A 26090-nucleotide genomic window follows, 5' to 3' on the forward strand; every position below is an offset into this window, starting at 1 on the left:
TCCTACTTGGCGCGGACACGCCGCCTCCCTTCCTTGGGACGCTGGGATTCGTAGTAGACCCAGAAACTGCTGCCCCGGAAGACGACCGCCGTGAGCACCATGATCATGAGAAAGAGGATCCAGGCGAGTGCCGACGCGTAGCCCATCTGGAAGAACTTGAACGCGTTCTGGTACAGGTACACGACGTAGAACAGCAGGGAGTTGGAGGGGCCGCCGCCGTTCTGGGTGATGACGTAGCCCTGGGTGAAGGTCTGCATCGCGTAGATCAGTCCCGTCACCACGTTGAAGAAGATGACCGGGCTGATCTGCGGGATGGTGACGTTCCACAGGACGCGCAGGCGGCCGGCGCCGTCGAGTGCCGCCGCCTCGTAGAGTTCGGACGGTACGTCCTGAAGCCCCGCCAGGTAGATGATCATGTTGCCGCCGACGGTCCACAGGCTCATGAGGACGACCGCCGGCAGCGCCCAGTCAGGGTCGAACAGCCACTTCGGGCCTTCGGCGCCCAGCAGCCGGAGTGCCCCGTTGACCAGGCCGTGCTCGGGATTGAACACCCAGACGAACAGCACCGTCTGCGCGACCCCGCTGACGAGTGAGGGCAGGTACCACAGGGTGCGGAACACATGGATGCCGCTGACCTTCACGTTCATCAGCAGCGCCACCGCGAGCGACAGCACCGTCTGCGCCGGGACGCTGAGCACCGCGTACAGCAGGGTGACCTTGACGGCCTGTCCGACGTCCGGGTCGTGCAGTGCCTGCCGGTAGTTGGCGAGCCCGGCGAACCTCGCCGGGCCCAGCAGGTCCCAGTGGGTGAACGACAGGACCAGGGAGTAGACCATCGGACCGCCTGTGAACAGCAGGAAGCCGACGATCCAGGGGGAGACGAAGAGCCAGAACGCCGCGGTCGCGCGACCGATCCACCGTCGTCTCACCGCGAGCCACATGGCGGCCCCGAGAAGCCCGAAGACGACGGCCGTCATCAGGGCGAAGGCGACGATGGGCTGGAGCGCGACATCCAGATGGAACCGTGCGAGGAGGCCCTCCAGGCCCTTCACTGTCTCTGACATGCTGGGGATCGGTCCTCCTCGGTGCCGCGCGCGGCCGTCCGCCCGGGGTCACTTGGTCGCGTCGAGCATCTTCTGGCACGTGTCCTGGAGCTGCGGCAGCACGGTCGCGGGGTCCTCGTGGCCGGTCCCGATCGCGGTGCGGGAGTTCAGGGCGGTCGAGAAGGTGCTCTCGATCCGGACCTTGTTCTTCACGTACGGGGTGGTCACCGCGTGCTCGACGGCGTCGATGAACGCCTGGAGGTTGGCCTTGGGCGCGGCGGACCTGAAGGCGGCGAGCGAGGCGCGGACCACGGGCACGCCCAGCGCGGACTCCTTGGACGCCAGCAGGTTCTGGGCGGCCGGGTCGGTGCTCATGAACGTCGTGAAGGTCTCGGCGGACTTGACCTGAGCCGGGCTCGCGCTCCTGGCGATGCCGAGGCCGTCGACCTCCATGGGCTCACCGCGGCCGGGCATGGGGACGAGGGCGAAGCGGGAAGGGTCCAGCGCGGCGAACTTCGCGATGTTCCAGGGGCCGAAGTCGGGCAGCGTCGCGACCTTGCCCTGTGCCAGCCACTGGAACATGTCCTGGCCCTGGGCGGCGATCGAGGTGGGCGCGAAACCGTGGGGCTTCACCGAGTCGACGACGGTCTTCGCGGCCCGAATTCCCGCCGCGTCGCCCATCGTGCACTTCGTGCCGTCGGCGTTGTAGTAGGAGCCTCCGTCGGCCAACAGCCATCCGTCGTACCACAAGGGTGCCGAGCCGTAGACCTTGGACGAGCCGGAGCCGCTGGTCATCTTCCGGGCGGCGGCGACGAAGTCCCGGGTGCCGAGCGGCGTCGTGCCCGACGGCACCGGGAGGCCGGCCTTGGTGAAGCGGGTCTTGTCGACGGCCATCACCTTGCTCTTGGCCACGAACGGCACGGCGTAGTCGGTGCCGTCGACGTTGCCCGCCTTGGCGACGGCAGGGGAGTAGTACGCGCTCTTGTCGACGCTGACCGGTCTGAAGACGGTGAAGAAGCTCGGCAGCGAGGTGTTGGAGATCGCGGCCACGGTAGGGGCGTCACCGCCGGCGACGGATGTCTGGAGCTTCTGCTCGTAGTCGCTCTGGATCCAGTTGGCCTCGACGTGGATGCCGGGGTGGGCCCTCTCGAAGGCGGCGACCATGCTCTTGATCGTCGCGTTCTCCTCGTTGCTGCCCCAATAGGCGAACGAGATGGACGCGGAATCACCGCCGCCGTCTCCAGGGGTGGCCCCGCTGTCGTTGCTGCACGCGGCGAGGGAGGCCAGGCAGCCGACGGCTATGGCGGCTGCCACTGCGGTTCTCAACACGGGAAGGTCCTTGTCGTCGCGGGTCGTGTCGCAGGGGAGGTGCTGCGGTTCATGTGTGCCGGCCGGCCGCGGTGGTGTCGCCGTCGGCGGTGACACGCACCCGTTCGCCGGCGGGGACGCCGACCTGGACGGTGCGGCCGTCCGGCCAGGTGCTGGTCCAGGTGACGCCGCTGCCCGCGCTCACCCACAGCTCGCTCGCCTCGTGTCCCTCGTGGCGTACACCGATGACCGAGGTTCCGGCGGCGATCCGCCTCACCTCCAGCCAGGCGTCCGCCGGGATGTGCGAACGGGTCCGTACCTCGCCCTCGCGCGGTCCCACGCTCAGACCGGTCAGGCCCGTCGCGATGTGGGCGACGTGCGTGAACGGCACCTCCGGATAGTCCGCGCGGGATTCCGCCAGGAACCGGATCCAGCGAAGGGCTTCCTCGTCGCGTCCGTAACGCAGGTACGCCTCGGGCAGGTAGGTGAAGGCTTCGATGTTGTGCGGCGGGCTCTTCTCCAGGCAGGCGCCGAGGAAGTCCAGGTGGGCGGTCGCCCGGTCGTCCGGCCGCATCAGGCCCTTGACCGCCGGGAACCACGTGCTCTCCAGCCCGAACCCGCTGACCGGCCCTTCCTGGGTGAAGCCCGCCGTGTAGTGCTCGTGCTCCGCCAGCCACCAGCCCTCGGCGAACCCGGTCTCCAGGGCCGCCGTCCGTTCGGCGTTCCAGCGCGCGAACTCCCGGTCCAGCCCGGCATCGGCCGCGACACCCGCGAGCGCGGCGTGGGCCGCCCACTGGCTGGCGATGCCGTCGGCCGCCACCAGCAGGTGCGGCGGACGTTCCACCTCGTTGTAGGTGGCCGTGCCCTGAAAGATCCGGCCGCTGCCGCGCTCACCGGCGACTCCGGTCCCGAGAGGATCGTGGGCCCGCACGAACGAGGTCAGCGTGGTGCGGATGAACGCGGAGATCTCCGGCGTCCGCAGGAACCGCTCGTCACGCGTCCAGCGGTACTGCTCGACGGCCTTCTCCACCAGCTCGAACGGTGCCGGGATCTCACGGACGAAGTCGTCGTCGTCGTGGTAGTCGATCGCCGCGGGCGTGCCGTCGAACAGGAACGCCCACAGCGGGTACCAGCCGCGCCGCTCGGTGGCGGAGGCGGCGAAGTGCCGGAGCATCGCCAGGTTCTCGGCGTCGAGACCCAGGAGGTGGCCGCCGAGCATCTGGTGGGCCAGATCCCGTGCGTAGAACATCGGCCGGTCGGTGAGGCCCGCCCAGTAGCTCGGCAGGAAGTCCGCGCGCCGTCCGGTCTGCACCCACTCCCGGGCCCGCTGTGACGCCCAAATGAAAGAGTCGACAAGATCCGTCATGCTGGATCTCACGTGAAGCACGGTGTTGTGCAGCTTCGGGCTGCCGAGACATGTGGAGGGCTGCGGAAATGGTGGTCCCTGCGCCATGAAAGGGAGTGTTACACGCACGTCAACTTCGCGTCAATGCATCGGTGTTCCACATCTGTTCAGCGGCATACGTGTGCCCATCATCGCAGGCAGCGGTGAGGAGGCAGGCGTCGGGACGCCCGATGTGTGCGGAAGGGGGTGTGTCGACCGACGACCCGTTGTGACGTGTTTCTGACGGATACGTCAATGACCCGTCAACGAAGCGGCACTGAGGACCGTGAGGTGGCGTTCCGCAACGCCTCAGGAGCGCGGCGGCGCGGTGGAGCCCCGCACGATCAGCTGCGGGTCGAACAGCAGCTCGCCCGACGGGACGAGCTTGCGGTTCACCAGGTGCACCATGGCCGTCGACACCGACTGCGCGAGCCGCTCGACGGGCTGGCGCACCGTGGTCAACGGCGGATCGACGAAGTCCATGACCTGCGAGTCGTCGTAGCCGACCACCGACAGGTCCCGGGGGATCGACATCCCCCGGCGCCGGGCGGCCCGGATCGCGCCGAGAGCCATGTAGTCGCTGGCCGCGACGATCGCCGTCACGCCCAGGTCGAGCAGCGTCCCGGCGGCCGACATGCCGCCCTCGACGCTGTAGACCTGCCGCACGGCCAGCCGCCGCGGATCGGCGGCACCGCGCGCGGTCATCGACTGGACGAACCCGGCCAGCCGGCGCTCGCTCGGCCGGTTCCCCACCGGTCCGACGATCAGGCCGATGTCGCGGTGACCGAGCCCCCACAGGTGGTCGACCGCCAGCTCCGCCGCGACGGTGTCATTGGTGGAGAAACTGGGCGAGGGATGACCGTCGATCGCGCCGTTCACCAGCACGAAGGGGATCTTGCGCTCCGCGAGCAACTGGTAGACGGTCGGGTCGGCACCGATCAGCGTGTTGCTGGCGGACGCGAAGACGGCACCGGCGATGCCCAGGTCCATCGTCGAGGAGATGAAGTCGATCTCCTGGAGCCCGCCCACGGTGGTGGAGGCCACGATCGCCCGGAAGCCCTGCGACGCGAGCGCCGACTCGATCAGCTCGCACAGCTGGCCGAAGAACGGCTGGGCCAGCCCGGGGGTGAGCACCACGACCAGCTGACTCTGCGCCCCGCGCTCGTAGCCCAGCTCGCGGATCGCTTCCTCCACCTGGCGCCGGGTCGCCGCCGCGACGACCCCGCGGCGGTTGATGACGCGACTGACAGTGGCCTCGCTGACGCCCGCTCGCGCCGCGACGTCGCTGATCCCGACCTTGGCCATGACTCCCTCTGCGGTGAACGGCGCCGCCTGGCGTGGTGCGAGTGTACCGGGATCACGCCAGGTCGAGCCGCCGCCCGGCCCCGCCGGGCGGGGCCCCGCTCAGCCCGCCACGGCCGCCGGCCGCCCACCCGGCCGGCCGGGTGAAGGGGAGCCGGGACTGGCTACACTGGCGCGCCGGGAATCTGACCGGACATCAGGGCGACGTCACCTCCACCGGCGGTCCGGGAGGACGTGGGCCCGGCGCTCCCGAGCGAGGAGTACGCGTGGCGCTGCGCACCATCGTCGATGTCACCGCGTTCGGCGCGGACCCGAGCGGTACCCGCGACAGCGCCGCGGCGGTCGCCGAGGCCCTGCGCGCGGCCTGCGCGGTGACGGCGCCGGTGACCGTACGGTTCCCGCCCGGCCGTTACCACCTGTATCCGGAGCGGGCCGAGCGCCGCGATCTGTACGTCTCCAACACGGTGGGCGCCGACCGGCGTTACCTCTCCAAGACCATCGCCCTGCTCGTGGAGAACGCCCACGACCTGGTCATTGACGGCAGGGGCGCCGCCCTGGTGCTGCACGGCGCCCAGACCGTGTTCGCGGCGATCGACTCGTCCGACGTCCGCTTCGAGGGGTTCTCCTTCGACTACGTCACGCCCCGGGTCGTCGACGCCACGGTGGCCGACGCCGGTACGGACGGCGTCGCGGCCTGGCGGGAACTGGCCCTGCCCGCGGACACCCGCTTCCGCATCGACGGCACGACGGTCACCTGGCTCGGTGAGCCCAGCCCCGCCGACGGCGAGCCGTACTGGACCGGCACGAACGCGATGGAGTACACGCAGCTGCACGATCCGGTGGCCCGGCGCACCTGGCGGGACCGCAACCCCCTGTTCGACGATGTGACCGCCGTCCGCCGGCTCCCCGGCCACCGCCTGCGCCTGTCCTACCGTTTCGCCGACGCCCCCGGTGACGTCGGGCTCGTCTACCAGATGCGCACGACGGTACGCGACCATCCGGGCGCGTTGGTGAGCGGCGGCGAACGGGTGGAGATCCGCGACGTCTCGGCGCACCACCTCCACGGTTTCGGCCTCGTGGGGCAGATGAGCAGGGACTTGACCGTACGCGACGTCCGTTTCCGCGCCGACCCGGCCACCGGCCGTACGTCGGCCGGGTGCGCCGACTTCATCAACCTGTCGTCGATGGCCGGTCACGTCCGGATCGCCGACTGCGTCTTCGACGGGCCGCACGACGACCCGGTCAACGTCCACGGCACCTACCTCGTGGTGGCCGGCCGGGTGGCGGACGACATCGTGACGCTGGCCTACCGGCACCCGGAGACGGCCGGCTTCCCCGCGTTCCGGCCCGGTGACACGGTCGAGTTCACCGCCCGTGCCACCCTGGACACCGCGGCCGGCTTCACCGCACGCCTGACCGCCGTCGACGGTCCCCGCGACCGGGACGACGCACACGACCGGCGCATCATGACCGTGACCCTGGACCGCCCGTTGCCCCCCACCGTCACACCGGAGCACTGGGTCGCCGAGAACGTCACCGCCACGGCGTCCGTCCACATCGTCGGCAACCACTTCGTCAACGTGCCCACCCGCGGGGTCCTGGTGACCACCCGGCGGCCGGTCGTCATCGAAGGAAACGTCTTCGACGGCGTGACCATGGCCGGCGTCTACGTCTCCGCCGACGCCGAGGAGTGGTACGAGTCGGGCCCGGTCGCCGACCTCACCATCCGGGACAACACCTTCCTGCGTCCGTCCACTCCCGCGGTCCTCATCGCACCGGCCAACGCCGTCCTCGACCCCGACCACCCCGTGCACCGCAACGTCACGATCAGCGGGAACGTCTTCGAGGACGCCGGCGCACCGGTCGTCCGCGCCCGCTCCGTCCGCGGGCTGGCCGTCACCGGGAACCACCTGACGGGCACGGGCGCCGGGGCCTTCGCCGAGTCCGGCCTCGTGGCCGCCGAAGGCTGCGCGGACGTGGTCGTGGAAGGAACGTCGGGCACGCTGCGGCCGTGAGCGGGGGGCGGCGACGCTCGACTCCGGCCCGGCCGCACGGGCACCGGCCCGGCGACCACGTGTGACGCGGGCACCCCGACAGGTATCCGGTCGGCGATCACGGCGTGCCGGGCGAGTGCGTGAGTCGCAGTGGGGGTGCCGGCGGCAACGGCGTGGGCGCCGCGGTCTCCGGTGCGGCGCGGAACGCCTCGATCACGTAGGCGGCGAAGCGGCGGGAGGCCGTGACCCGGTCGGCACGCGGGGTGTCCTTGAGGCCCCGGTGGGCCATGAGCATGAGGATCAGGTCGTCGACGACGAAGCCGGGGCGCAGCCGGCCGGTCCGCTGGGCCCGGCGGGCCAGTTCGCCGACCGCGCTCAGTGTCCGCTCCCGGTCGCCGGCGAAGTCCATGGCCTCGGGGAAGGCCGTCATGAAGGCGTCGGCGAACCCCCGGCTGTGCGCGTGGAGTTCGCAGATCCGCTCGATCAGGCTTTGGAATCCGTGCCACGGGTCCGGGTCCGCGAGGGCGTCGCGGACGGCGGCATGGCAGGCCCGCCGCTGCTCGGCGAAGGTCTCCGCGATCAGCTCCCGCTTGGTCGGGAAGTGCCGGTACAGCGTGGCGGGGCCGACGGCCGCATGCCGGGCGACCTCGCGCATGGGCGCGCTCAGGCCCTCCTCGCCGAACACCGCGCGGGCGGCGTCCAGGATGCGGCCCCGGTTGTCGCGGGCGTCGGAGCGCACGGTCCGAGGCAAACGGTCGGTCATGGTCTCTCACTTTAGCCAAGCGGACGGAGGCGTCCGTTACGGTCCGATGACGTGCCGCCGCCCCCGTCCCCGCACGTCACCGGTGGTGCCCCGGCTGCGGGGGCCGACCCGGCGCACACGGCCGCGGCAGCCGCGATCCGTCCCTTCACCGACCCGAGGAGCAGAGATGAGAGCCGTTGTGATCAGGACGTTCGGAGACCCCGATGGCCTGGAGGTGGTCGATCTGCCCGAGCCCGTTCCCGCCCCGGGGCAGGTGCGGATCGCCACGGAGGCGATCGGGGTGGGCGGCGTGGACGCCGTGATCCGCCGGGGAACGCTTGCCGCCTACGGCTTCCGGGAGGGCCATCTCCTCGGCAGCGAGGTCGCGGGAAGGGTCGACGCGGTGGGGGAGGGGGTGGACACCTCGTGGCTCGGCCGGCGGGTGTGGGCGTTCACCGGCCTGTCCGGCGGGTACGCCGAGCAGGCGGTCGCCGCGGTCGAGGACGTCCTCGCGCTGCCGGACGGCCTGACCGGCGCCGGCGCGGTGACCCTCGGCGGCTCCGGGGTGGTCGCCCACTTCGCCCTGGACCGGGCCCGTTTCACGCCCGGCGAGACGGTGCTCGTGCGCGGTGCGGCGGGCAGCATCGGCATCACCGCGGTCCAGCTCGCGGCCAGGGACGGCGCCAGCGCGGTGGCGGTCACCGCCTCCTCGGCGGAGCGCGGCGCCCGCCTGCGGGACCTGGGCGCGACGCATGTCCTCGACCGCTCAGGCGAGAGCGGCGCGGACGCACCGGCGGGTTTCGACGTGGTGATCGATGTCGTGGGCGGCCCCCGGCTTCCCGACTTCTTGGACAAGTTGAACTCCAACGGGCGGTACGTGGCCGTCGGTGTCGTCGGCGGGCAGCCGCCGGCGGACTTCGGCATGCGGCTGCTGGACGCCTTCCGCAAGTCGTTGTCGTTCTCCACCTTCAGCTCCGACACCGTGCCCGGCCCCGACCGGCAGGCCGTACGGTCGTCCCAGTTCGCCGATGCCGCGCACGGGAACCTGCGCACCGTCGTGCACGAGGTCCTGCCCCTGGACCAGGCGGTGCGGGCACACCGCGCGATGGACGCGGGGGAGGTGTTCGGCAGGGTCGTGCTGACGCCCTGAAGCGGACGGGGAGGCCCCGCCACCGGGAGGGGCCCGTGCCTCACATGACGATCAGCCAGCAGGCCGCCGCCAGGAGCACACAGACCGTGAAGTGGATCCACCGGTGGTGCAGGACCACGGCGGCGAACTCCCGCATGGTCGCGCTGGGCCGGAAGTAGGAGGCCGTGGGGGAGCCCACGACATGCGCGTCGACGCCCACGCTCCGGGCGATCATCGCGGCCCGGAAGGCATGGAAGTCGTTGGTCACGATCACGCAGCGGTAGCCGCTGCCGCGCTCGTCCATGAGGGCCTTGCAGTTGCGGAGGTTCTCCTCGGTGGTGGCGGACTCCGCCTCACGCAGCAGGCTCCCGGCCGGTACGCCGCGTGCCGCCAGGTAGCCGGCCATCGCGTGCGCCTCGGCGACGGCCTCGTCCGGCCCTCGCCCGCCGGATGTGATCAGGACCGGCTCGCCGCCCCCGGCCACCTGGTCCTCGAAGACCGCGTGCGCGCGGTCCAGCCGCCCGGCGAGCAGGGGCGGCACCTGGTCACCGCCGATCAGACCGGACCCGAGGACGATGATGTAGTCCAGGCCGGACGGCACGGCCAGGCGGCCGTACGCGTAGCCGTACACGGTGAAACAGACGAAGAGGAAGGCGAAGTAGGAGGTGAGCAGCGCCATGACGGCGACGGCGGTGGCCAGCGCGTGCAGCTCGGTCACGAACGCCGCCACACTCAGCAGCAGGAGCGACAGGAGCCCGACACCCGCGACGAACGTCAAGAGGTTGGCCGGGCTGCTGCCCTCCTTGCGCACCATCCGCACCCCGTTGCCGATCAGCAGGCAGCAGAGCAGCAGCACGGCCAGCCCTTCCAGGACGGGGCTGGCCAGCCAGGTGCCGTCCAGGGCGCGCTGATAGACCAGCAGGTCGCGCCCGTGGGCCACCGCCATCAGTGTGAGGAACACGCCGAGCAGCACGGCGTTCGCGAAGCGCCTCGCCTCGACGATGACACCTGTGACGAACAGCAGCAGCGCGACGGCCGCCAATATGTCGATCAGCACCCTGGACTTCCTCCGTGGGCCGGGGCCCGAGGGCACCGGCGAGGTCGGGGACGGCCGTCAGATGGCCGCCCAGAGCTGCTTGTCGCCGGAGCGGTCGATGTTGAAACTCGTGCACCACATCGCGACCACTTCAGCCACGGCCGGCTACCGGGTGTGCCCCCCCGACGGCAGGACGACGTAGGCGCACACCGCTGGGTATCGCCTCGCGCTGTCAGCCGGTGCGTGCGGGGACCTGCTTGATGCCGTCGACGACGGCCCGCCGCAGGACGGCGCTGGTGAAGAGCACGGTTCCGGGCTTGATGAGTTCGTCGGCGCCCCGGGCCCTGTTCACCTGGACGGATCGCCGGCCCAGGAGGACGTGGGTGTTCCTGTCGAAGATCCACTCCTCTCGCTGGCCGCTCGTCCCGTCCAGCCGGGCGACCGCCACGCCGTGCCGGCCGACCGCGTCGACGGCGTCGTTCACGGTCACGACGCCGGGAATCCGGGCCGCGGCCTTGAACAGCGCCTTGGAGAGAGCGGCCGGGGGGTAGCTCTCGCCGAGCAGGTCGCCGATCGTGGTGAACGCCTCCTGGTCCGGCGAGTTGCCCTGTCCCTCGGTCTCCTTGTAGATCTTCGCGAGGAGGGTGCCGGGGTCGGTGGGCAGCGTGGCGAGGTAGTCGTAGGAGGGGTGGTTCAGGCCGGCGACGGGGGTGTTGCCCTGTTCGTCGGGGAGGCTGAGGGTTTCCCCCTCGGGGCTGTCGTCGACGGCCGGGTCGATCAGCCACCCCTTGGTCCCGTCGGGCGAGAACCACACCTGGCGCCTGTGCAGGGCATGGCTGGCGAGGCTGCTCCTGCCGTCGACGGTCTTCACGAACGTGTCGGCCGCCTTGGACTCGATGTACACGTACTGGCCCGCCTTGAGGGCGGGGTGGTCGTCCTCGGCCGCCACGAGGGAGACCTGGTCGAGCAGACGGCCCACCCCGTTCGGGCTGGCGGCGCCGATCCGCGTGGTCAGGGCGGGCCCGGTGGCGAGCCGGCGGGGTCCGTTCCCGTTCCCGTCTCCGCCGGTCAGCGCCGTGCCGGCGATGACGGCCGCGGCCACGGCGGCGGCCAGGGCGGGCAGTGCGATCGCCGGGCGGGCGAGCCGGAACCGGCGCGCCTCCACGGGGCGCGGGGAAGTCTCCCGCGTGCGCTGTGCCTGGTCCATGTGTGCCATCAGACGCTCCTTGTGGTACTCGTGGCGGCCCGTAGGCAGGTCGCGCGCGGTCCGGGACAGCAGCCGTGCGGCTTCCTCCCACTCACCCGGGCCGGGCCGGGACGTGTTCGCGCTCATCGGTTTCCTTCCTGTGCGGGCCGGACGGTGTCGATCCGATCACCAGGTATCTGTCGGCCGGTCACCCCGGCTTCCCGTCTGCCGCGGCCTTTTTCCGGCCGTTCCGCCGGCCCGGAGGGCCGTGCCAGTTCGGCGTCCGCGAGGGAGCGCAGCTTCCGGCGGGCCCGGGACAGCCGGGAGGCCACCGTGCCCACGGGGATGCCGAGCGCTGTCGCCGCGGCCTCGTAGTCGAGCCCCTCTCCCACGCACAGCGCGATGACCTCCCGCTCGGGTCTGCGCAAGGAAGCGAGCGCCCGGAGGGCCACGGCCAGCTCACGCTGGCCGTCGATCTGCTCGGTCACCTCCTCCGCGTGGTCCGGCACGTTCAGTTCCGCGGCCGCGGTGGCGAGGGCCGCTCGCCGGTAACTCCGGTTGCTGCGGTACTGGTTGCGTGCCGTGTTGGTGGCGATGCCGAGCAACCAGGGGCGCAGCGAGCCGCCTTCGGAGTCGATCCTGTGGCGAAGCCGCCAGGCCTCCATGAAGGTGGTGGCCATGACGTCCTCGGCCGTCGACCAGTCGGCGGTCAGACGGAAAGCGTGGTTGTACACGCCGCGGGCGTAACTGTCGAACAACTCGGCGAACGCGGCCGGTTCCCCCGCCCGTAGCCGGGCACGCATGTCAATGCTCACCTCTGGGACCTGTCGGATGCTCGGCTCCACTTCCCGTGACGTGCGTCACGTCCGCGAAGTGGTCCTTCAACCGTTCAACTTCGTCGTCGTTCTGGGACGCCAGGGGTTGGCCACCGGGTTCCGGGGCGCAGTCGGCCCGTAAAAGACCAGGTCAGGTGGCTGATGTGACGAGGCGACGCCGTGGCCGCGGCGGCTCGGAGTGGCGAGAGACGCGTCCCAGCGCCAGCCTGGGAGAGTCCATTGAGCGACAGGACGGGAGACACACATGACCTCCGCACTCCGTCACCACTGCCTTCGTACGCTCGGCGCCGGTGCCCTCTCCGTGGCGCTGCTCACCGGCGGGACGACCGCAGCCCTGGCCGCGAGCCCGAGCCCCGGCAAGATGGCCTCGATCACCGTGAAGGCCGACAAGACCGAGGTGAAGGCCGGGGACAAGGTGACGTTCACCGGCCGCACGAAGGGCCTGAAGGTCGGTTCCCCGCTCGTGCTCCAGCACGAGAAGTCCGGCAAGTGGATCCCGCTGAGGGCGACCGCCAAGGTCAAGAAGGGCAGCTCGTACGCCCTGATCGCCAAGCTCAACACCAAGGGCGCCGAGCATCTGCGGATCGCGGGCGTGAGCGGGTCCGAGAAGGTCTACTCGCCCACCGTGGCGGTCAAGGTGAAGTGAGTTCCGCACCAGCGGCACGGGGCGCCGGCCCGCGGGGATGCCGGCGCCGTGGCGCGGGGCCGTCCGGTCTCAGCCCTCCACGAAGGCGAGGATGTCGGCGTTGAGGACCTCGGGGTGCGTCGACAGCATCCCGTGGGGGTAACCCTCGTAGCTCTTGAGCGTGCCGTTCCTGAGCAGTTCGGCGGACTTCGGGCCCGAGTCGGCGTACGGCACGACCTGGTCGTCCGTCCCGTGCATCACGAGGACGGGGACGTCGATCTTCTTCAGGTCCTCGGTGAAGTCGGTCTCCGAGAAGGCCTTGATGCACTCGTAGTGCGCGTTCGCCGCGCCCATCATGCCCTGCCACCACCACCGGTCGATCAGTCCCTGGGACACCTCGGCCCCGGGCCGGTTGAAGCCGTAGAAGGGCCCGGCGGGGACGTCGATGAAGAACTGGGCCCGGTTGGCTGCGAGGGCCGCACGGAATCCGTCGAACACCTCGATCGGGGTGCCCTCGGGGTTGCTGTCCTTCTTCACCATGACCGGCGGGACGGCCGCGACGAGCACCGCCTTGGAGACACGGCCGGGCTTGGCCTGTGCCACATAGCGCGTGACCTCGCCACCGCCGGTGGAGTGCCCGACGTGCACGGCCCCCTGGAGGTCGAGGGCGTCGGTCAGCACGTTGACGTCGGCGACGTAGGTGTCCATGTCGTGGCCGGCCCCGGGCTGGCTGGACCGCCCGTGCCCGCGGCGGTCGTGCGCGATGACCCGGTACCCCTTGGCGAGGAAGAACAGCAGTTGGGCATCCCAGTCGTCGGAGCTGAGCGGCCAGCCGTGGTGGAAGACGATCGGCTGGGCGTCCCGCGGGCCCCAGTCCTTGTAGAAGATGACGGTGCCGTCCGGCGTGGTGACTGTACTCATCGCTGGTTCCCCTGCTGTGTCGGATGTTCACTTGTGCGTTGTGCGGGTCGAGCCGCGCCCGGGCGAACGCGGTGCACCGGCCGACCCCTGCCCGCGCGCGGGAATCCTCTCGGATCAGACCGCTCCCGGCCGTCATGCCACCCGGGCCGCGCCCGGTTTCATCTGGTTGCTTCGACCGCTTGGACGATGACGCCCGCCGGGACGGCGCGGCCCGGCACGTGCAGGCGCGGTGCGTCGGCACACCTCCGTCCGGGGCGTCCGTCGCGGGGCCGGTCCCTTCGCCGTGGGTCGCCGAAGCCCCACTCGTCCGGGATGCGCGCTTGTCAGGACGGGGTCCGGCGGCGGACTCTTGCAGCAGGCGCGGCGGTACGCGTGCCGGACGTCGGATCCCCGACGGCCCTGAGGCGGCTCAGGAGGCTCCCGGATGTCCGTTCCACCGGAGTGCGGAGCCCATGGCCCCGCCCTCACCGAACACGAGGCGGAGGCGCTGATCGAGGGAGCCTGCTTCAGGACCGGCCCGCCGCGCAGCGTCGGGGTCGAGGTGGAGTGGCTGGTCCACCAGGAGCGCGCGCCGCACCGCCCGGTGGCCCGGGAGCGGCTGGAAGCGGTCCACGCCGTGCTGCGGACCCTGCCGCTCGCGTCCGGTCTGAGCATCGAGCCCGGCGGTCAGGTGGAGCTGAGTTCCCGGCCCGCCCCGTCGCTGACCGAGTGCGTCTCGGACGTCTCGGCCGACCTGGCGGCCGTGCGCACGGTGCTGCGCGGGCACGGCCTGATCCTGGCCGGGATGGGCGTGGACCCCTGGAACCCGCCGCGCCGGTTCCTGCGGGAGCCCCGCTACGACGCCATGGAGGCCTGCCTCGACCGCACGGGCCCGGCCGGGCGAGCCCTGATGTGCACCTCGGCCTCCGTACAGGTGTGCCTCGACGCCGGACGCGAGGAACCCGGCGTCATGGGATTCGCGCGCCGCTGGTGGCTGGCACACCACCTGGGCGCGGTCCTGGTCGCGGCGTTCGCGAACTCGCCCATGGCCGAAGGCCGGTCCACGGGCTGGCTGTCGACGCGGCAGCTGATGTGGACGGAGCTCGACTCGGGGCGGGCCGGCGGGCCCTCCCCGGACCCCGACCCGCGCCGCGCCTGGGTCCGGCGGGTCCTCGACGCCCCCGTGATGTGCGTACGGCGCGACGGCCCCTGGGAGGTGCCGGAGGGACTGAGCTTCCGCGAATGGACCCGCTCGCGCACCAGGCGCCGCCCGACCCGGGCGGACCTCGACTACCACATCAGCACGCTGTTCCCGCCCGTCAGGCCACGGGGACACCTGGAGTTGCGCATGATCGACGCACAGCCCGGCGACGACGGCTGGATCGTGCCGCTCGCGGTGGTCACGGCCCTGTTCGACGACCCGGGCGCCGCGACGATCGCGCACAGGGCGGTGGCGCCCCTGGCCGGGCGGGCCGCCGGGGCCCCGGCACCGCACAATCCCCTGTGGAGGGACGCGGCGCGCCACGGGCTTGCCGACCCGGACCTGAAGCGTGCCGCCGTGACCTGTTTCGCCGCCGCCCTGGACGCCCTGCCCCGGCTGGGGGCGAGCACCGGCATCACGGACGCCGTCGCGGCCTACACCGACCGCTACGTCCGCCGCGGCCGCAGCCCGGCGGACGACGTGCCGACCGGCAGCGCGGCCGTGGCACGCCCGCTGCGCCGATGACCGGGCGCGCGGGGGACGCCGACGTCCAGCGCGCGATGCCGGGCCCGCTCCGCGGCCGTCCTCCCCCGGCTGGGCTCAGCAGAGGAGTCCGGCGGTTGCGCGCCTACGACGGGCTGTCCTTCTGGGACTCCTTCGCCGGCCTCGGACTCGCCTACGCGCCGCGTCTGCGCACCCGGCTGGTGCGGGACCCGGGCCCGGCGGTCTCCCCCTTCAACAGCTTCCTGCTCCTGCAAGGGCCGGCGACGCTCAGCCTGCGCGTCGAACGGCACGTCTCCCACGCCCACGCGCTCGCCGCCCGGCTCGAGGAACAGCCGCAGGTGACGCGGGTCCACCACGCCGCCCTGCCCTCCAGCCCGTGGCGGACACCGGCCGAACGCCATCTGCCGCGCGGCGCCGGAGCGGTGCTCGCCTTCGAACTCGCGGGCGGCCTGGAGGCCGGCCGGCGTTTCGTCGAAGCGGTCCGGCTGTTCAGCCACCTCGCGAACATCGGCGACGTCCGCAGCCTCGTCATCCACCCCGCCTCCACCACCCACGCCCAACTGGCCCCCGGCCGGCGGGCCGCGGCCGGGGCCACGCCGGGCCTGGTGCGGCTGTCGGCCGGCATCGAAGGCGTCGACGACCCTTACTGAGCGATGAGTTCGCGTACCAGCGCGGCGACCTGGTCCACTTCGATCAGGAAACCGTCGTGACCGTAGGGGGATTCGATCACCCGGAGGTGGTCTCCCGTGCGCATCCCGGCGGCCAGCTCCGCCTGCTGGGTGAGCGGATACAGGCGGTCCGAGCGCACCCCGGCGACCAGCGTCCTCGCGGTGACCCGGCGCAGAGCGGCGCGCGTACCACCGCGACCGCGGCCGATGTCGTGCGCGTTCATGGCCTCTGCCAGCACGACGTAACTGCCGGCGTCGAAACGGCGCACCAGCTTGGCGGCATGGTGGTCGAGATACGACTCGACCTGGTACCGGCCGCCGTACCACGGATCCTCCGGGCCCTGGGGCGCGCGGCCGAAGCGGATCTGCAACTCCGGCTCGCTGCGGTACGTGACGTGGGCGATGCGGCGGGCCAGGCCGAGCCCCGCGTGCGGACCCCGGCCCGTGTCGTGGTAGTCGCCGCCGTGCCAGTGCGGGTCGCTGCGGATGGCGTGGAGCTGGATGCCGGCCCAGGCGATCTGCTCCGCGCTCGCCGCTGCCGTGGTGGCGAGCAGGAGCAGTGCGCCCGTGCGCTCCGGATACGACACCGCCCACTCCAGGGCACGCATGCCGCCCATGGAGCCGCCGACCACCAGGGCCCAGCGGTCGATGCCGAGCGCGTCGGCCAGGCCGGCTTCCGCGGCGACCTGGTCCCGCTGTGTCAGGGCGGGAAAGGCGCCGCCCCAGCGCCGTCCGTCGGGGCGCGTCGAGGACGGCCCGGTACTGCCCTGGCAGCCGCCCAGCACATTGGGGGCGACGATGAACCACCGGTCGGTGTCCAGGGCCAGACCGGACCCGACGAGCCCGTCCCACCAGCCAGGGGTGGGATGACCGGGCCCGGCCGGTCCGGCGACATGGCTGTCGCCGGTGAGCGCGTGGAGCACCAGTACGGCGTTGGAGCGGTCCGGTGCCAGGCGCCCCCAGGTCTCGAACGCCAGCTGGACACCGGGCAGTTCGCCCCCTGCTTCCAGCGGCAGCGGTTTCTCCCGCACGTGCCACCGGCGGCGACCCGGAGGGTCCCCCTCCCGCCAGGCCCCGGAGGGCGGCGGGAGGGGGATCTCGGAGGTCGCCAGTACGGCGCTCAGGACGCGCCCTTCGCCGCGCGGAAGCCCGCCTCCAGGTCCGCCTTGAGGTCGGCGAGGTTCTCGATGCCGACCGACAGCCGCACCAGGCCGGGGGAGGCGCCGGTCGCCGCCAACTGCTCCTCGTCCAGCTGGCTGTGGGTGGTGGACGCCGGGTGGATGATGAGACTGCGGACGTCGCCGATGTTGGCGAGGTGGCTGAACAGCTCGACGGCGTCGACGAACCGCTTGCCGGCCTCGACCCCGTCCCGCAGTTCGAAGGCCAGGACCGCGCCGGCGCCGCGCGGCAGATAGCGCTGCCCCGCCTCGTACCAGCGGTTGGACTCCAGCCCCGGGTAGTGGACGGCGGCGACCTCGTCGCGCTGTTCCAGCCACTCGGCCAGGGCCTGCGCGTTGGCGGAGTGCCGTTCGACACGCAGGCTGAGCGTCTCCACGCCCTGCAGCAGCAGGAAGGCCGAGTGCGGGGAGAGCGCGGGGCCGATGTCGCGGAGCAGCTGCACGCGCAGTTTGACGGCGAAGGCACCCGGGCCGAGCGCGGGCCAGTACCGCAGGCCGTGGTAACTGGGGTCGGGTTCGCTGAAGTCGGGGAAGCGCTCGGGGTGCGCCCCGAAGTCGAACGTACCGCCGTCGACGACGACGCCGGCGATGGTGGTGCCGTGCCCGCCGAGGAACTTGGTCGCGGAGTGGACGACGATGTCGGCGCCGTGCTCGATCGGACGCAGCAGATACGGGGTCGGCACGGTGTTGTCCACGATCAGCGGGACGCCCGCCGCGTGGGCGGCGTCGGCCACCGCCCGTACGTCGAGGACGTTGCCGCGCGGATTGCCCAGCGTCTCGGCGAACAGGGCCTTCGTGTTCGGCCGGATCGCCGCGCGCCAGGCTTCGACGTCGTCCGGGTCGTCGACGAAGGACACCTCGATGCCGAACTTGGGCAGGGTGTGGCGGAACAGGTTGTACGTGCCGCCGTACAGGGACGTGCTGGAGACGACGTGGTCGCCCGCGCTCGCCAGGGTCAGGACGGCGAGGGTCTCCGCGGCCTGCCCCGACGCCACGGCCACCGCGGCGACCCCGCCTTCGAGCGCGGCGATCCGCTGCTCGAAGACGTCCTGGGTCGGGTTGTGGATACGGGTGTAGATGTTGCCCGGCTCGGCGAGCGAGAACAGGTCGGCGGCATGCCGGGTGTCGCGGAAGACGAACGAGGTGGTCTGGTAGATCGGCACCGCCCGCGCCCCGGTCGTCGGATCCGGCGCGGTGCCGGCGTGGATCTGCTTGGTCTCGAACGACCAGGCCGAGGTGTCGGGACCCGCGGGTGCGTCCTCGGGGGTGTGGCCGGCGGTGACGGAGTCGAGCGGCTGGCTCATGGTTCTCCCTTGTGCGGGGCGTTCGGGGTGCGTGAGGAGACCGCGCGGCTGCCGCCCGGGCCGGAAGAGGGCAGGGCGGAGGACAGTGCGGTGCGGTGGTGAAGAGGGGAATTCAGATGCCGGAGCGCGGCGTCAGCTCACGGTGCGACAACACATGGTGGTGACACGCACGTAGTCAACGTGGCGGCGAGTCACAAACCCGGTCATGGGCTCAGGTAACCACAGATGGCCGACGACGCGCCAGTACGAGACCGCTACCACGCGCGCCGACGTGCCGGTTCCGGGTGGGGAGATCACCGCGGACACCTACCAGGCCCCGGTCACCACCGAAGGCCCACCGCCTCTGACTCCGCCTGGCCGAACAGCACCGGCCAACCGGTTCGACCCGGCCCCGGTACGAAGACCGAGGTGCTCGTCGCCGGGCGGCGCGACACTCTTCGGCAGACCTGAAGGAGCCCGCGGAAGCGCGGCGGCGTCGCCGCCCTGGTCGTATCGCGGTGCGGTCAGACGGCCCAGGACCGCAGTCGGCGGCCGATCAGGCCGACGCCCGCCGTGCCGGAGGCGGCGTCCCGCACCAGGGCGACGGCCTCTTTGGGCGGGTAGTCGAGCCGGTGCCCGTTCAGGGCCAGGTAGGCCTCGGTGGAGTGCCAGGCGAACGCCTCGTTGGAGTGCTCCAGACACGGCAGCTTCGCCAGTGTCTGGAGCAGCGCGGCCGCCTTGAGGTACACCGAGCCGTAGACGTCGCGTTCCATCGCCCTGGCGTTGACCCGGCCGGCCGCCGCGTAGAGCGGTCCGTAGTCGTCCACCTGGGGATCACCGGGCAGCAGCTCGGCGGCGTGCAGCAGGAAGGCGACGTCCAGCGGGTGGAGCGGTTCGTTCTGCGTCACGCGGCGTGACCCCGCTCCTGCTGCTCCTCGAGTTCACGCCGCGCCTGAAGCTCCGCCTCACGCTGCTGCGCACCGGAACCGGCCGTGCCGGCCTCCTCGGCGAACGCGTCACCGCTGTGCGACATCGACGCCCTGAACGCATCGAGGAAGCGGTCCTCCACCGCGGTGGCCCGGGCGTACGCAGCCGACAGGATGTATTCCTGCAGGCTGACGCCCTCCTGCTTCGCGGCGGCCTCGATCGCGGCACGCTGGGCTGGATCGGGGAAGCGCAGGTTCATGGCCTTGGTCATGGTACCGATGGTACCGCCGGTACCATCGCCCAGGACAGCCCCGGCCCGGGACCGCGGCCACCTGCCCGCCCCACGGTCCGCCGGGGCCCGTGCGACGGCTGCGGGGACGGCGTCCGACGGACCGTCGCCTGCGCCCGTACCGCCCCCCACGACAGCGCACGGCCGACGGCGAGGCGGGGATGCGTCCGCCCCCCCGCGCAGGCCGGCGTTGTCGGTGCCACACCTTAGGGTGTCGGACATGGCCCGTTCCCGGACACGACTGAGCGACCCGCGCCTGTAGACACCCGCCGCCCTGCCCCGCCCAGCTGAAAAGAGCAGACACCGCCGTGTTCCACGAGACCCCCATCTACAGCCGCCTCGTCGTCGAACGCGGCGACATCCCCGCCCTGGTGCGCGGTGAGGCCGACCGCATACACCACGACCTGGCACGCGTCATGCGCCTGCCCGCACCGCACAACGCCCTGGGCCCCGGGTTCCCCCACGCGCTCCCGCACGCACCGGGACACGGAAGGCCGGCCACCGCGTCGTAACCAGCCGAGGGGGGACCGCCGAGGGCGCTGCGCACCCCACGCACGATGCGGCGCGGCGGCGAGGACCACCTCGTCCTGAGCGCGCAGCACCGCGGAACCGCCTCTTCCGCACCGTCGGCCACCAGCGCGGCCCACTTGGAACAGCCGGTCCACCGTCGCACCGGCTGGGAGACTGGCGCCGCACCAGGATCCGGGCCCCAGGATCGCGGTTCACCCGCCGCACACTCGACCACGACGTACTTCCGCAGGAGGATCGCTTCATGACTGACCGGCCCTTGACGCTCATGGCAGTGCACGCCCACCCCGACGACGAGGCCACCGGAACCGGAGGGGTCCTCGCGCGGTACGCGGCGGAGGGCATCCGCACGGTCCTCGTGACGTGTACCGACGGCCGCTGCGGTGACGGACCCGGAGGTGTCAAGCCGGGCGAGCCCGGGCACGATCCGGCGGCGGTCGCCCTGATGCGCCGTCAGGAACTCGCGGCGAGCTGCGCCGTCCTGAAGATCAGCGACCTGGAGACGCTGGACTACGCCGACTCCGGGATGATGGGCTGGCCGAGCAACGACGCCCCCGGATCCTTCTGGCAGACCCCCGTGCGGGAAGGCGCGGCCCGGCTCGCGGAACTCATGCGGCACTACCGGCCTGATGTGGTCGTCACCTACGACGAGAACGGCTTCTACGGCCACCCCGACCACATCCAGGCCCACCGCATCACGATGGCGGCGCTGGAGATGACCTCGCCGGTACCGAAGGTGTACTGGACCACGATGCCTCGCTCGGTGATGCGGCGGTTCGGCGAGGTCATGCGCGAGTTCAACGAGGACACGCCGGAGCCGGATCCGGCCGAGGCCGCCGCGATGGCCGAGATCGGTCTCCCCGACGACGAGATCACCACGTGGGTGGACACGACCGGGTTCAGCGGCCAGAAGTTCGACGCGCTGGCCGCGCACGCCAGCCAGGGCGACAACATCTTCTTCCTCAAGATGGGCAAGGAGAGGTTCGGTGAACTGATGGGCATGGAGACCTTCGTACGTGTCCAGGACACCACGGGCGCGGCCATACCCGAGAACGACCTCTTCGCCGGACTGCGCTGATCCACCCGAGAAGAGCGGGTGCGCGGTTTAACCGTGCCGGGGTGACGGTAGGTCAGCCCTGAGGCAGCGCCTGGGCTCGGGTGCGGTGGGGGGTGGGCGTGATGGGGCGTCTGTGGCGTTGGGTGACGGCGGCCGGGGTGACAGTGGCGGCGTTCGCCGTGCCCGCGCTGGTGTGCGGCCGGTGGGCGTTGGTGCCCGTGGTCGCCGACACGGCCACACGGTGGGCTGTCGCGTGCGCCCTCGGCACCGCGGTGGCCGCACTCGCCGTCCTGTGGGGTCAGAGCTTCGCCGCCGCTGCCGCACCCACCCCACCCACGGCAACGGTCGCCGCCTCGGGCAACCGCGCGGTGGCGGTCAACGGCCCGGTGAACGGGACCATCACGACGGGCGACCGGGGTACACCCGCGCCGGCGCCCGGGCCCCGAAGCGCCTCGCGGCAAGGACCGGCGCCCACGCCGACGACGCCGGAATCGGTAGTGGCCTCCGGCGAGCGGTCCGTGGCCCTCGGGGGCGGTTTCACGGGCGACATCGTCACCGGGGACGACCGGACGAGCGGACCCACCCCGTGAAATGGCTGCGCCGCACGAGACCGAAGCCCGACACCACCGCTCACGAACCCCGGCAGGGCGACGCCGTCTCCGCGGGCGAGCGGTCCATCGCGATCAACACCGGCGGAACGCCGTTCACCGGCACCGCCAGCAGCGGCGACCACACCACCATCGTGCACGTCCCACCGGGCGAGCTGCGCCCACCGGCTGAGGTCGACGCCCCGCCCGGGCTCGTCCAACTGCCTGCCCGGCACGCGGCGTTCGTGGGACGGGAGCGAGAACTCGGCCTGCTGGACACGGCGCTCGACGGCACCGGTGCCAAGGGCGTGCCGGCCCTGCACGGCCTCGGTGGCGTCGGCAAGAGCGCCCTCGCCGCGCACTGGGCCGCCACCCGGGCCGGCACGGAGAACCCCATCTGGTGGATCACCGCTGACAGCGCCGCCGGCCTCGACGCCGGCCTGGCCGAGCTCGCCCGGGCTCTGCAGCCCGCCCTCGCCCAGCTCCCGCCGGACCAGCTCACCGAACGTGCCGTGCAGTGGCTGGCGACCCACACCGGATGGCTCCTGATCCTCGACAACGTGACCGACGCCGCGCACACGGCACCGTTGCTCGCCCGTGCCACGTCCGGCCGGGTCCTGATCACCAGCCGCCGCGCCACCGGCTGGCAGGCGACCGCCACCCCCGTCCCCTTGGACGTCCTCGGCCCCGCCGAGTCCCTCCGCCTCGTCACCCACATCCTCACCCACGCCGGAACCCGTCGCGTCGACCTGGACGGCGCCGCCGAACTGTGCGACGAACTCGGTCACCTGCCGCTCGCCGTCGAACAGGCGGGCGCGTACATCGCCGAAACCGGTACGACCCCCCGCGCCTATCTCGGCCTGCTCGCCGACTACCCGGCCGACATGTTCCGTGAGCGGAGCGAGGGCGGCGACAGCGCGCGTACGATCGCCCGCATCTGGCGCATCACCCTCGACCGGCTCACCGACACCCCACTCGCCGGACAGATCCTGCGCGTCCTCGCCTGGTACGCGCCCGCCGGCATCCCCCGCGCCCTCCTCGGTCCCCTCGGCACTCCCGTCGCCGTCCAGGGCGCGATCGGCCGGCTCGCCGCCTACAGCATGATCACCACCAGCGACGACGGAACCCTGAACGTCCACCGCCTCGTCCAAGCCGTCACCCGCACTCCTGACGCCGACGACCCGCACCGCCGGGCGCACGACATCGACGCGGCGCTCCGCCTGGCCACTTCCCTCCTGGTGGACAGTGCTCCCGCCGGCTGGGACGAGCCGGCGATGTGGCACCTGTGGCGCCCCCTTCTTCCCCACATCGACCACCTCGACCGCCACGCCCCGCCCGGCACGCCTCTGCCGCTCCACCTCGCGACCGGACTGCTTCGGGGGCTGGGCCGGCCCCGACGCGTCATCGCCCGCTATGAGCGCGTCCTCGACGATTGCGTGCGCGGTCTCGGCGAAGATCACCACCACACCCTCAGGGCCCGCAACAACCTGGCCTATGCCTATGAGTCGGCGGGCGAGGTGGACCGGGCGATCCCCCTGTACGAGCGGACGCTGGCCGACCGCACCCGCGTCCTCGGCGAGGATCACCCCGACACCCTCACCGCCCGCAACAACCTCGCCTCCGCCTACCTCTCGGCGGGCGAGGCGGACCGGGCGACCCCCTTGTTCGAGCGGACGCTGGCCGACCGCACCCGCGTCCTCGGCGAGGATCACCCCGACACCCTCACCGCCCGCAACAACCTGGCCTGCGCCTACGAGTCGGCGGGCGAGGCGGAGCGGGCGATCCCCCTGCTGGAACGGACGCTGGCCGACCGCACCCGGGTGTCCGGCGAGGACCACCCCGACACCCTCACCGCCCGCCACAACCTGGCCGCCGCCTACGAGTCGGCGGGCGAGGCGGACCGGGCGATCCCCCTGTACGAGCGGGCACTGGCCGACCGCACCCGCGTCCTCGGAGACGACCACCCCGACACCCATACGGCCCGCCACAACCTCGCCGCCGCCTACGAGTCGGCGGGCGACGTGGACCGGGCGATCCCCCTGTACGAGCGGGCACTCGACGGCCGCACCCGGATTCTCGGGGAAGAGCACCCCTACACACTCGTCTCCGGCGGTGCCCTCGCCGCCGCCTACGTGTCGGCGGGCCACCTGGACCGGGCGATCCCCCTGTACGAGCAGACCCTGGACGGCTGTCGACGGGTGTTCGGGGAAGACCACCCGAACACCCTCGTCTCCCGCGAGAACCTCGCGTCCGCCTGTCGCTCAGCGGGCCAGGCGGCCCAGGCGGTCCCCCTGTTCGAGCGGGCGCTGGCCGATCGGATCCGGCTGTTCGGCGAGGACCACCCCGGCACCCACACCGCCCGCATCAGCCTCGCCTTCGCCTGCGCGTTCGGCGATGCCCCGACCCGGGCGGCCACCCTGCTGGAGCGGGCGCTGGCCGACCACCTGCGCATGTTCGGCGAGGACCACCCCGACACCCCCGTCCTCCGCAGTAGCCTCGCCCTCGCCTATGAGGTGGCGGGGGACCTGTCCAGGGCGATCCCGCTGTACGAGCGGGCGCTGGCCGGCCACGTGCGTGTGTCCGGCGAGGACGACCCCGACACCCTCGCGGCTCGCAGCGCCCTCGCCGACGCGTACGAGTCCGTGGACGACCTGGCCCGGGCGATCCCGCTGTACGAGCGGGCGCTGGCCGACCACGTGCGTGTGTTCGGCGAGGACCACCCCGACACCCGCATGGTCCGGGACAACCTCGCCTTCGCCCACCAGAAGGCGGCCGGGACGGGCCCCGCGGTCACCTAGGAGGCCCTCGCGGACGGCGCGGCGGCTACCGGGGCACCGGCCGCCTTTGCCCGCCTGATGACACAGCAGCCCTCCCTGCTGGCCGGCGGAGGCCGTCCCGGAGCGCTACGCCACGCCCGGCCGGCCCGGCGGTTCCGGGTCCGGTGCGGGCTCCCGGCCTCGTCGACCACCGTGCGTCACAGGGCCCACCAGCAGTACAGCCGCCGGCCGGAAGCCTGAGCGCGCTGAGCCAGTCCGGCCAGGTCTTCCAGGACAGCGGCCGTGTCCTCCACGGTGGCCGCCGTCTGCCGGAGTCCACCGGTCGCCGACCACGCTTCGGCGAACCGGGCGAGGTCGTCCCGCGCCACCGTGGCGAGGGCGTGGGTCAGGGTGTCCGACACGCTGACCACGAACATCGATGGTCTTGTTCTGCCACCGAGGGCTGACAGCCCGGCCGGCACCGGCAGCGCAGTGCCGACCGTCATCCCTCCCGGCCTTCACCGCCAGCCCAGCTCCGGCGCCACATGGGTCAGAACGCTGTCGAGGACATGCGCGTTGTAGTCGACACCGAGCTGGTTGGGCACGGTGAGCAGCAGGGTGTCGGCCGCCGCGACGGCCTCGTCCCGCGCGAGCTGTTCGACCAGTACGTCGGGTTCGGCGGCGTAGGACCGGCCGAAGACGCTGCGGGTGCTGGGATCGATGTAGCCGATCTGGTCCTCCGAGGCGCGCTCCTGGCCGAAGTAGGCGCGGTCCCGGTCGTCGACGAGCGGGAAGACGCTGCGGCTGACCGACACCCGAGGCTCGCGGGTGTGGCCCGCCGCCCGCCACGCCTCCCGGTACGCCTCGATCTGCTTGCGCTGCTGGACGTGCAGCGGTTCGCCGCTCTCGTCGTCCTTGAGCGTCGAGCTCTGCAGGTTCATCCCCAGCTTGGCGGCCCACACCGCGGTCGCGTCGGAGCCGGACCCCCACCAGATGCGGTCCCGCAGACCCTCGGAGTGCGGCTCGACACGGAGCAGCCCCGGCGGGTTGGCGAACATGGGATTCGGATGGGGCTGCGCTATGCCCTCGCCCTTGAGCACGTTGAGCAGGGTCTCGGCGTGCGCGCGCGCCATGTCGGCGTCGGTGCCGTCCTCCGGCGGGCGGTAACCGAAGTACCGCCAGCCGTCGACCGCCTGCTCCGGGGAGCCCCGGCTTTGCCCAGTTGCAGGCGGCCTCCGGAGATGAGGTCGGCGGCCCCGGCGTCCTCGGCCATGTACAGGGGGTTCTCGTAGCGCATGTCGATCACGCCGGTGCCGATCTCGATCCGCGTGGTGCGTGCACCGATGGCCGCGAGCAGCGGGAAGGGAGAGGCGTGCTGCCGTGCGAAGTGGTGGACCCGGAAGTAGGCGCCGTCGGCTCCCAGTTCCTCCGCCGCGACCGCGAGGTCGATCGCCTGGAGCAGGGAGTCGGACGCGGAGCGGGTCCGGGAGTGCGGTGACGGCGTCCAGTGCCCGAAGGACAGGAACCCGATCTTCTTCATGTTTCCTTCAACGATGAGGGGTCCGGTTCATTCCGCGGGTGCGCGGAGCACCGGGAACGAGGTCGCCCGCGCGGTGCCTCGTACGCC

The 26090-nt window shown here is 72.0% G+C and carries 23 protein-coding genes and 2 pseudogenes; 10 read left to right on the top strand and 15 right to left on the bottom strand.

Translation table 11 applies throughout. The features are described 5' to 3' along the window. Positions 1 to 2 precede the first annotated feature (2 nt). From AB0947_RS23500 to AB0947_RS23515, 4 genes are all read right to left on the bottom strand, one after another. Positions 3 to 1064, bottom strand: a complete 1062-nt coding sequence (locus AB0947_RS23500) for a sugar ABC transporter permease (RefSeq protein ID WP_366752290.1) — start codon at positions 1062 to 1064, stop codon at positions 3 to 5. Positions 1065 to 1112: 48 nt separating this feature from the next. Continuing rightward, positions 1113 to 2372 (bottom strand): extracellular solute-binding protein, encoded by a 1260-nt coding sequence (locus tag AB0947_RS23505; RefSeq protein ID WP_366752291.1) that lies wholly within the window; start codon positions 2370 to 2372, stop codon positions 1113 to 1115. A 49-nt stretch (positions 2373 to 2421) separates the two neighbouring features. Beyond that, the gene (locus AB0947_RS23510) at positions 2422 to 3729 is read right to left on the bottom strand and encodes a hypothetical protein (RefSeq protein ID WP_366752292.1); all 1308 of its coding nucleotides are present in this window, start codon (positions 3727 to 3729) and stop codon (positions 2422 to 2424) included. A gap of 315 nt (positions 3730 to 4044) precedes the next feature. Further along, a complete protein-coding gene (locus AB0947_RS23515) occupies positions 4045 to 5040 on the bottom strand; it encodes a LacI family DNA-binding transcriptional regulator (protein ID WP_366752293.1) in 996 nt (331 codons plus the stop codon). Between the two features lie 263 nt (positions 5041 to 5303). On the opposite strand from AB0947_RS23515, the gene AB0947_RS23520 reads away from it, so the two are divergent. Then, positions 5304 to 7052, top strand: coding sequence for a right-handed parallel beta-helix repeat-containing protein (locus tag AB0947_RS23520; protein ID WP_366752294.1), 1749 nt, complete (start codon positions 5304 to 5306; stop codon positions 7050 to 7052). 97 nt (positions 7053 to 7149) lie between these two features. Here AB0947_RS23520 and AB0947_RS23525 read toward each other — a convergent pair whose 3' ends face one another. Next, on the bottom strand, positions 7150 to 7794 hold the full coding sequence (locus tag AB0947_RS23525) for a helix-turn-helix domain-containing protein (RefSeq protein ID WP_366752295.1): 645 nt from the start codon (positions 7792 to 7794) through the stop codon (positions 7150 to 7152). Between the two features lie 166 nt (positions 7795 to 7960). Between AB0947_RS23525 and AB0947_RS23530 the strand changes: the two genes are divergently transcribed. Beyond that, a complete protein-coding gene (locus AB0947_RS23530) occupies positions 7961 to 8923 on the top strand; it encodes a zinc-dependent alcohol dehydrogenase family protein (protein ID WP_366752296.1) in 963 nt (320 codons plus the stop codon). Between the two features lie 40 nt (positions 8924 to 8963). On the opposite strand, the gene AB0947_RS23535 is transcribed toward AB0947_RS23530, so the two are convergent. Next, positions 8964 to 9959: a YdcF family protein gene (locus AB0947_RS23535; RefSeq protein WP_366752297.1), complete on the bottom strand. Its 996-nt coding sequence runs from the start codon at positions 9957 to 9959 to the stop codon at positions 8964 to 8966. Here AB0947_RS23535 and AB0947_RS23540 point away from each other — a divergent pair. Further along, on the top strand, positions 9946 to 10140 hold the full coding sequence (locus AB0947_RS23540) for a hypothetical protein (protein WP_366752298.1): 195 nt from the start codon (positions 9946 to 9948) through the stop codon (positions 10138 to 10140). The two genes, AB0947_RS23535 and AB0947_RS23540, sit on opposite strands and share 14 nt — an antisense overlap. 30 nt (positions 10141 to 10170) lie before the next feature. Here AB0947_RS23540 and AB0947_RS23545 read toward each other — a convergent pair whose 3' ends face one another. Further along, complete coding sequence (locus AB0947_RS23545) at positions 10171 to 11271, bottom strand: CU044_5270 family protein (protein WP_366752299.1); 1101 nt, start codon at positions 11269 to 11271, stop codon at positions 10171 to 10173. Then, positions 11268 to 11927, bottom strand: a complete 660-nt coding sequence (locus AB0947_RS23550) for an RNA polymerase sigma factor (protein WP_366752349.1) — start codon at positions 11925 to 11927, stop codon at positions 11268 to 11270. Before AB0947_RS23550 ends, AB0947_RS23545 begins: the two co-directional genes overlap by 4 nt. A gap of 277 nt (positions 11928 to 12204) precedes the next feature. Between AB0947_RS23550 and AB0947_RS23555 the strand changes: the two genes are divergently transcribed. Next, a complete protein-coding gene (locus tag AB0947_RS23555) occupies positions 12205 to 12606 on the top strand; it encodes a hypothetical protein (RefSeq protein ID WP_366752300.1) in 402 nt (133 codons plus the stop codon). Positions 12607 to 12675: 69 nt separating this feature from the next. Here AB0947_RS23555 and AB0947_RS23560 read toward each other — a convergent pair whose 3' ends face one another. Beyond that, entirely contained in the window at positions 12676 to 13506 is an 831-nt protein-coding gene (locus tag AB0947_RS23560) for an alpha/beta hydrolase (protein WP_366752301.1), read from the bottom strand. A gap of 424 nt (positions 13507 to 13930) precedes the next feature. Between AB0947_RS23560 and egtA the strand changes: the two genes are divergently transcribed. Then, entirely contained in the window at positions 13931 to 15211 is a 1281-nt protein-coding gene (gene egtA / locus AB0947_RS23565; protein ID WP_366752302.1) for an ergothioneine biosynthesis glutamate--cysteine ligase EgtA, read from the top strand. Between the two features lie 101 nt (positions 15212 to 15312). Further along, a pseudogene (locus tag AB0947_RS23570) lies at positions 15313 to 15840 on the top strand (PLP-dependent transferase); the annotation flags it as partial. Here AB0947_RS23570 and AB0947_RS23575 read toward each other — a convergent pair. From AB0947_RS23575 to AB0947_RS23590, 4 genes are all read right to left on the bottom strand, one after another. Further along, the gene (locus AB0947_RS23575) at positions 15834 to 16982 is read right to left on the bottom strand and encodes a homoserine O-acetyltransferase (protein ID WP_366752350.1); all 1149 of its coding nucleotides are present in this window, start codon (positions 16980 to 16982) and stop codon (positions 15834 to 15836) included. The pseudogene AB0947_RS23570 and the gene AB0947_RS23575 sit on opposite strands and share 7 nt — an antisense overlap. After that, positions 16979 to 18340 carry a bifunctional o-acetylhomoserine/o-acetylserine sulfhydrylase gene (locus AB0947_RS23580; protein WP_366752303.1) on the bottom strand — a complete coding sequence of 454 codons (1362 nt, stop codon included), beginning with the start codon at positions 18338 to 18340 and terminating at the stop codon, positions 16979 to 16981. The genes AB0947_RS23575 and AB0947_RS23580 overlap by 4 nt, the downstream gene beginning before the upstream one ends. Positions 18341 to 18843: 503 nt before the next feature. Then, positions 18844 to 19227 carry a fic family toxin-antitoxin system, toxin component gene (locus AB0947_RS23585; RefSeq protein WP_366752304.1) on the bottom strand — a complete coding sequence of 128 codons (384 nt, stop codon included), beginning with the start codon at positions 19225 to 19227 and terminating at the stop codon, positions 18844 to 18846. Beyond that, positions 19224 to 19517 (bottom strand): DUF1778 domain-containing protein, encoded by a 294-nt coding sequence (locus tag AB0947_RS23590; protein ID WP_366752305.1) that lies wholly within the window; start codon positions 19515 to 19517, stop codon positions 19224 to 19226. The genes AB0947_RS23585 and AB0947_RS23590 overlap by 4 nt, the downstream gene beginning before the upstream one ends. Positions 19518 to 19843: 326 nt before the next feature. Between AB0947_RS23590 and AB0947_RS23595 the strand changes: the two genes are divergently transcribed. From AB0947_RS23595 to AB0947_RS23610, 4 genes are all read left to right on the top strand, one after another. Next, positions 19844 to 20047 carry a hypothetical protein gene (locus tag AB0947_RS23595; protein ID WP_366752306.1) on the top strand — a complete coding sequence of 68 codons (204 nt, stop codon included), beginning with the start codon at positions 19844 to 19846 and terminating at the stop codon, positions 20045 to 20047. Between the two features lie 260 nt (positions 20048 to 20307). Next, positions 20308 to 21141 (top strand): PIG-L family deacetylase, encoded by an 834-nt coding sequence (locus AB0947_RS23600; RefSeq protein ID WP_366752307.1) that lies wholly within the window; start codon positions 20308 to 20310, stop codon positions 21139 to 21141. 101 nt (positions 21142 to 21242) lie between these two features. Further along, a complete protein-coding gene (locus AB0947_RS23605) occupies positions 21243 to 21710 on the top strand; it encodes a hypothetical protein (RefSeq protein WP_366752308.1) in 468 nt (155 codons plus the stop codon). Further along, on the top strand, positions 21707 to 24505 hold the full coding sequence (locus AB0947_RS23610) for a tetratricopeptide repeat protein (RefSeq protein WP_366752309.1): 2799 nt from the start codon (positions 21707 to 21709) through the stop codon (positions 24503 to 24505). The genes AB0947_RS23605 and AB0947_RS23610 overlap by 4 nt, the downstream gene beginning before the upstream one ends. A 176-nt stretch (positions 24506 to 24681) precedes the next feature. Here the strand turns inward: AB0947_RS23610 and AB0947_RS23615 are convergent, their stop codons facing one another. Both AB0947_RS23615 and AB0947_RS23620 read right to left on the bottom strand, forming a co-directional pair. Beyond that, the gene (locus AB0947_RS23615) at positions 24682 to 24900 is read right to left on the bottom strand and encodes a hypothetical protein (RefSeq protein ID WP_366752310.1); all 219 of its coding nucleotides are present in this window, start codon (positions 24898 to 24900) and stop codon (positions 24682 to 24684) included. Positions 24901 to 24981: 81 nt separating this feature from the next. Continuing rightward, a pseudogene (locus AB0947_RS23620) lies at positions 24982 to 26003 on the bottom strand (LLM class flavin-dependent oxidoreductase). Between the last annotated feature and the right edge of the window lie 87 nt (positions 26004 to 26090).

It is taken from the genome of Streptomyces sp. NPDC047841 (genome assembly GCF_040704085.1).
In the GTDB taxonomy this organism is placed as follows: Bacteria; Actinomycetota; Actinomycetes; order Streptomycetales; family Streptomycetaceae; genus Streptomyces; species Streptomyces argyrophylli.

Excerpts from the sequence above, each read along its gene's own strand:
- AB0947_RS23550 (WP_366752349.1), bottom strand. The coding sequence starts at position 11,927 with ATGCGTGCCCGGCTACGGGCGGGGGAACCGGCCGCGTTCGCCGAGTTG.
- AB0947_RS23525 (WP_366752295.1), bottom strand. The coding sequence starts at position 7,794 with ATGACCGACCGTTTGCCTCGGACCGTGCGCTCCGACGCCCGCGACAAC.
- AB0947_RS23540 (WP_366752298.1), top strand. The coding sequence starts at position 9,946 with ATGTCGATCAGCACCCTGGACTTCCTCCGTGGGCCGGGGCCCGAGGGC.
- AB0947_RS23590 (WP_366752305.1), bottom strand. The coding sequence starts at position 19,517 with ATGACCAAGGCCATGAACCTGCGCTTCCCCGATCCAGCCCAGCGTGCC.
- AB0947_RS23515 (WP_366752293.1), bottom strand. The coding sequence starts at position 5,040 with ATGGCCAAGGTCGGGATCAGCGACGTCGCGGCGCGAGCGGGCGTCAGC.
- AB0947_RS23580 (WP_366752303.1), bottom strand. The coding sequence starts at position 18,340 with ATGAGCCAGCCGCTCGACTCCGTCACCGCCGGCCACACCCCCGAGGAC.
- AB0947_RS23560 (WP_366752301.1), bottom strand. The coding sequence starts at position 13,506 with ATGAGTACAGTCACCACGCCGGACGGCACCGTCATCTTCTACAAGGAC.
- AB0947_RS23500 (WP_366752290.1), bottom strand. The coding sequence starts at position 1,064 with ATGTCAGAGACAGTGAAGGGCCTGGAGGGCCTCCTCGCACGGTTCCAT.
- AB0947_RS23600 (WP_366752307.1), top strand. The coding sequence starts at position 20,308 with ATGACTGACCGGCCCTTGACGCTCATGGCAGTGCACGCCCACCCCGAC.
- AB0947_RS23530 (WP_366752296.1), top strand. The coding sequence starts at position 7,961 with ATGAGAGCCGTTGTGATCAGGACGTTCGGAGACCCCGATGGCCTGGAG.
- AB0947_RS23615 (WP_366752310.1), bottom strand. The coding sequence starts at position 24,900 with ATGTTCGTGGTCAGCGTGTCGGACACCCTGACCCACGCCCTCGCCACG.
- AB0947_RS23545 (WP_366752299.1), bottom strand. The coding sequence starts at position 11,271 with ATGAGCGCGAACACGTCCCGGCCCGGCCCGGGTGAGTGGGAGGAAGCC.
- AB0947_RS23555 (WP_366752300.1), top strand. The coding sequence starts at position 12,205 with ATGACCTCCGCACTCCGTCACCACTGCCTTCGTACGCTCGGCGCCGGT.
- AB0947_RS23605 (WP_366752308.1), top strand. The coding sequence starts at position 21,243 with ATGGGGCGTCTGTGGCGTTGGGTGACGGCGGCCGGGGTGACAGTGGCG.
- egtA (WP_366752302.1), top strand. The coding sequence starts at position 13,931 with ATGTCCGTTCCACCGGAGTGCGGAGCCCATGGCCCCGCCCTCACCGAA.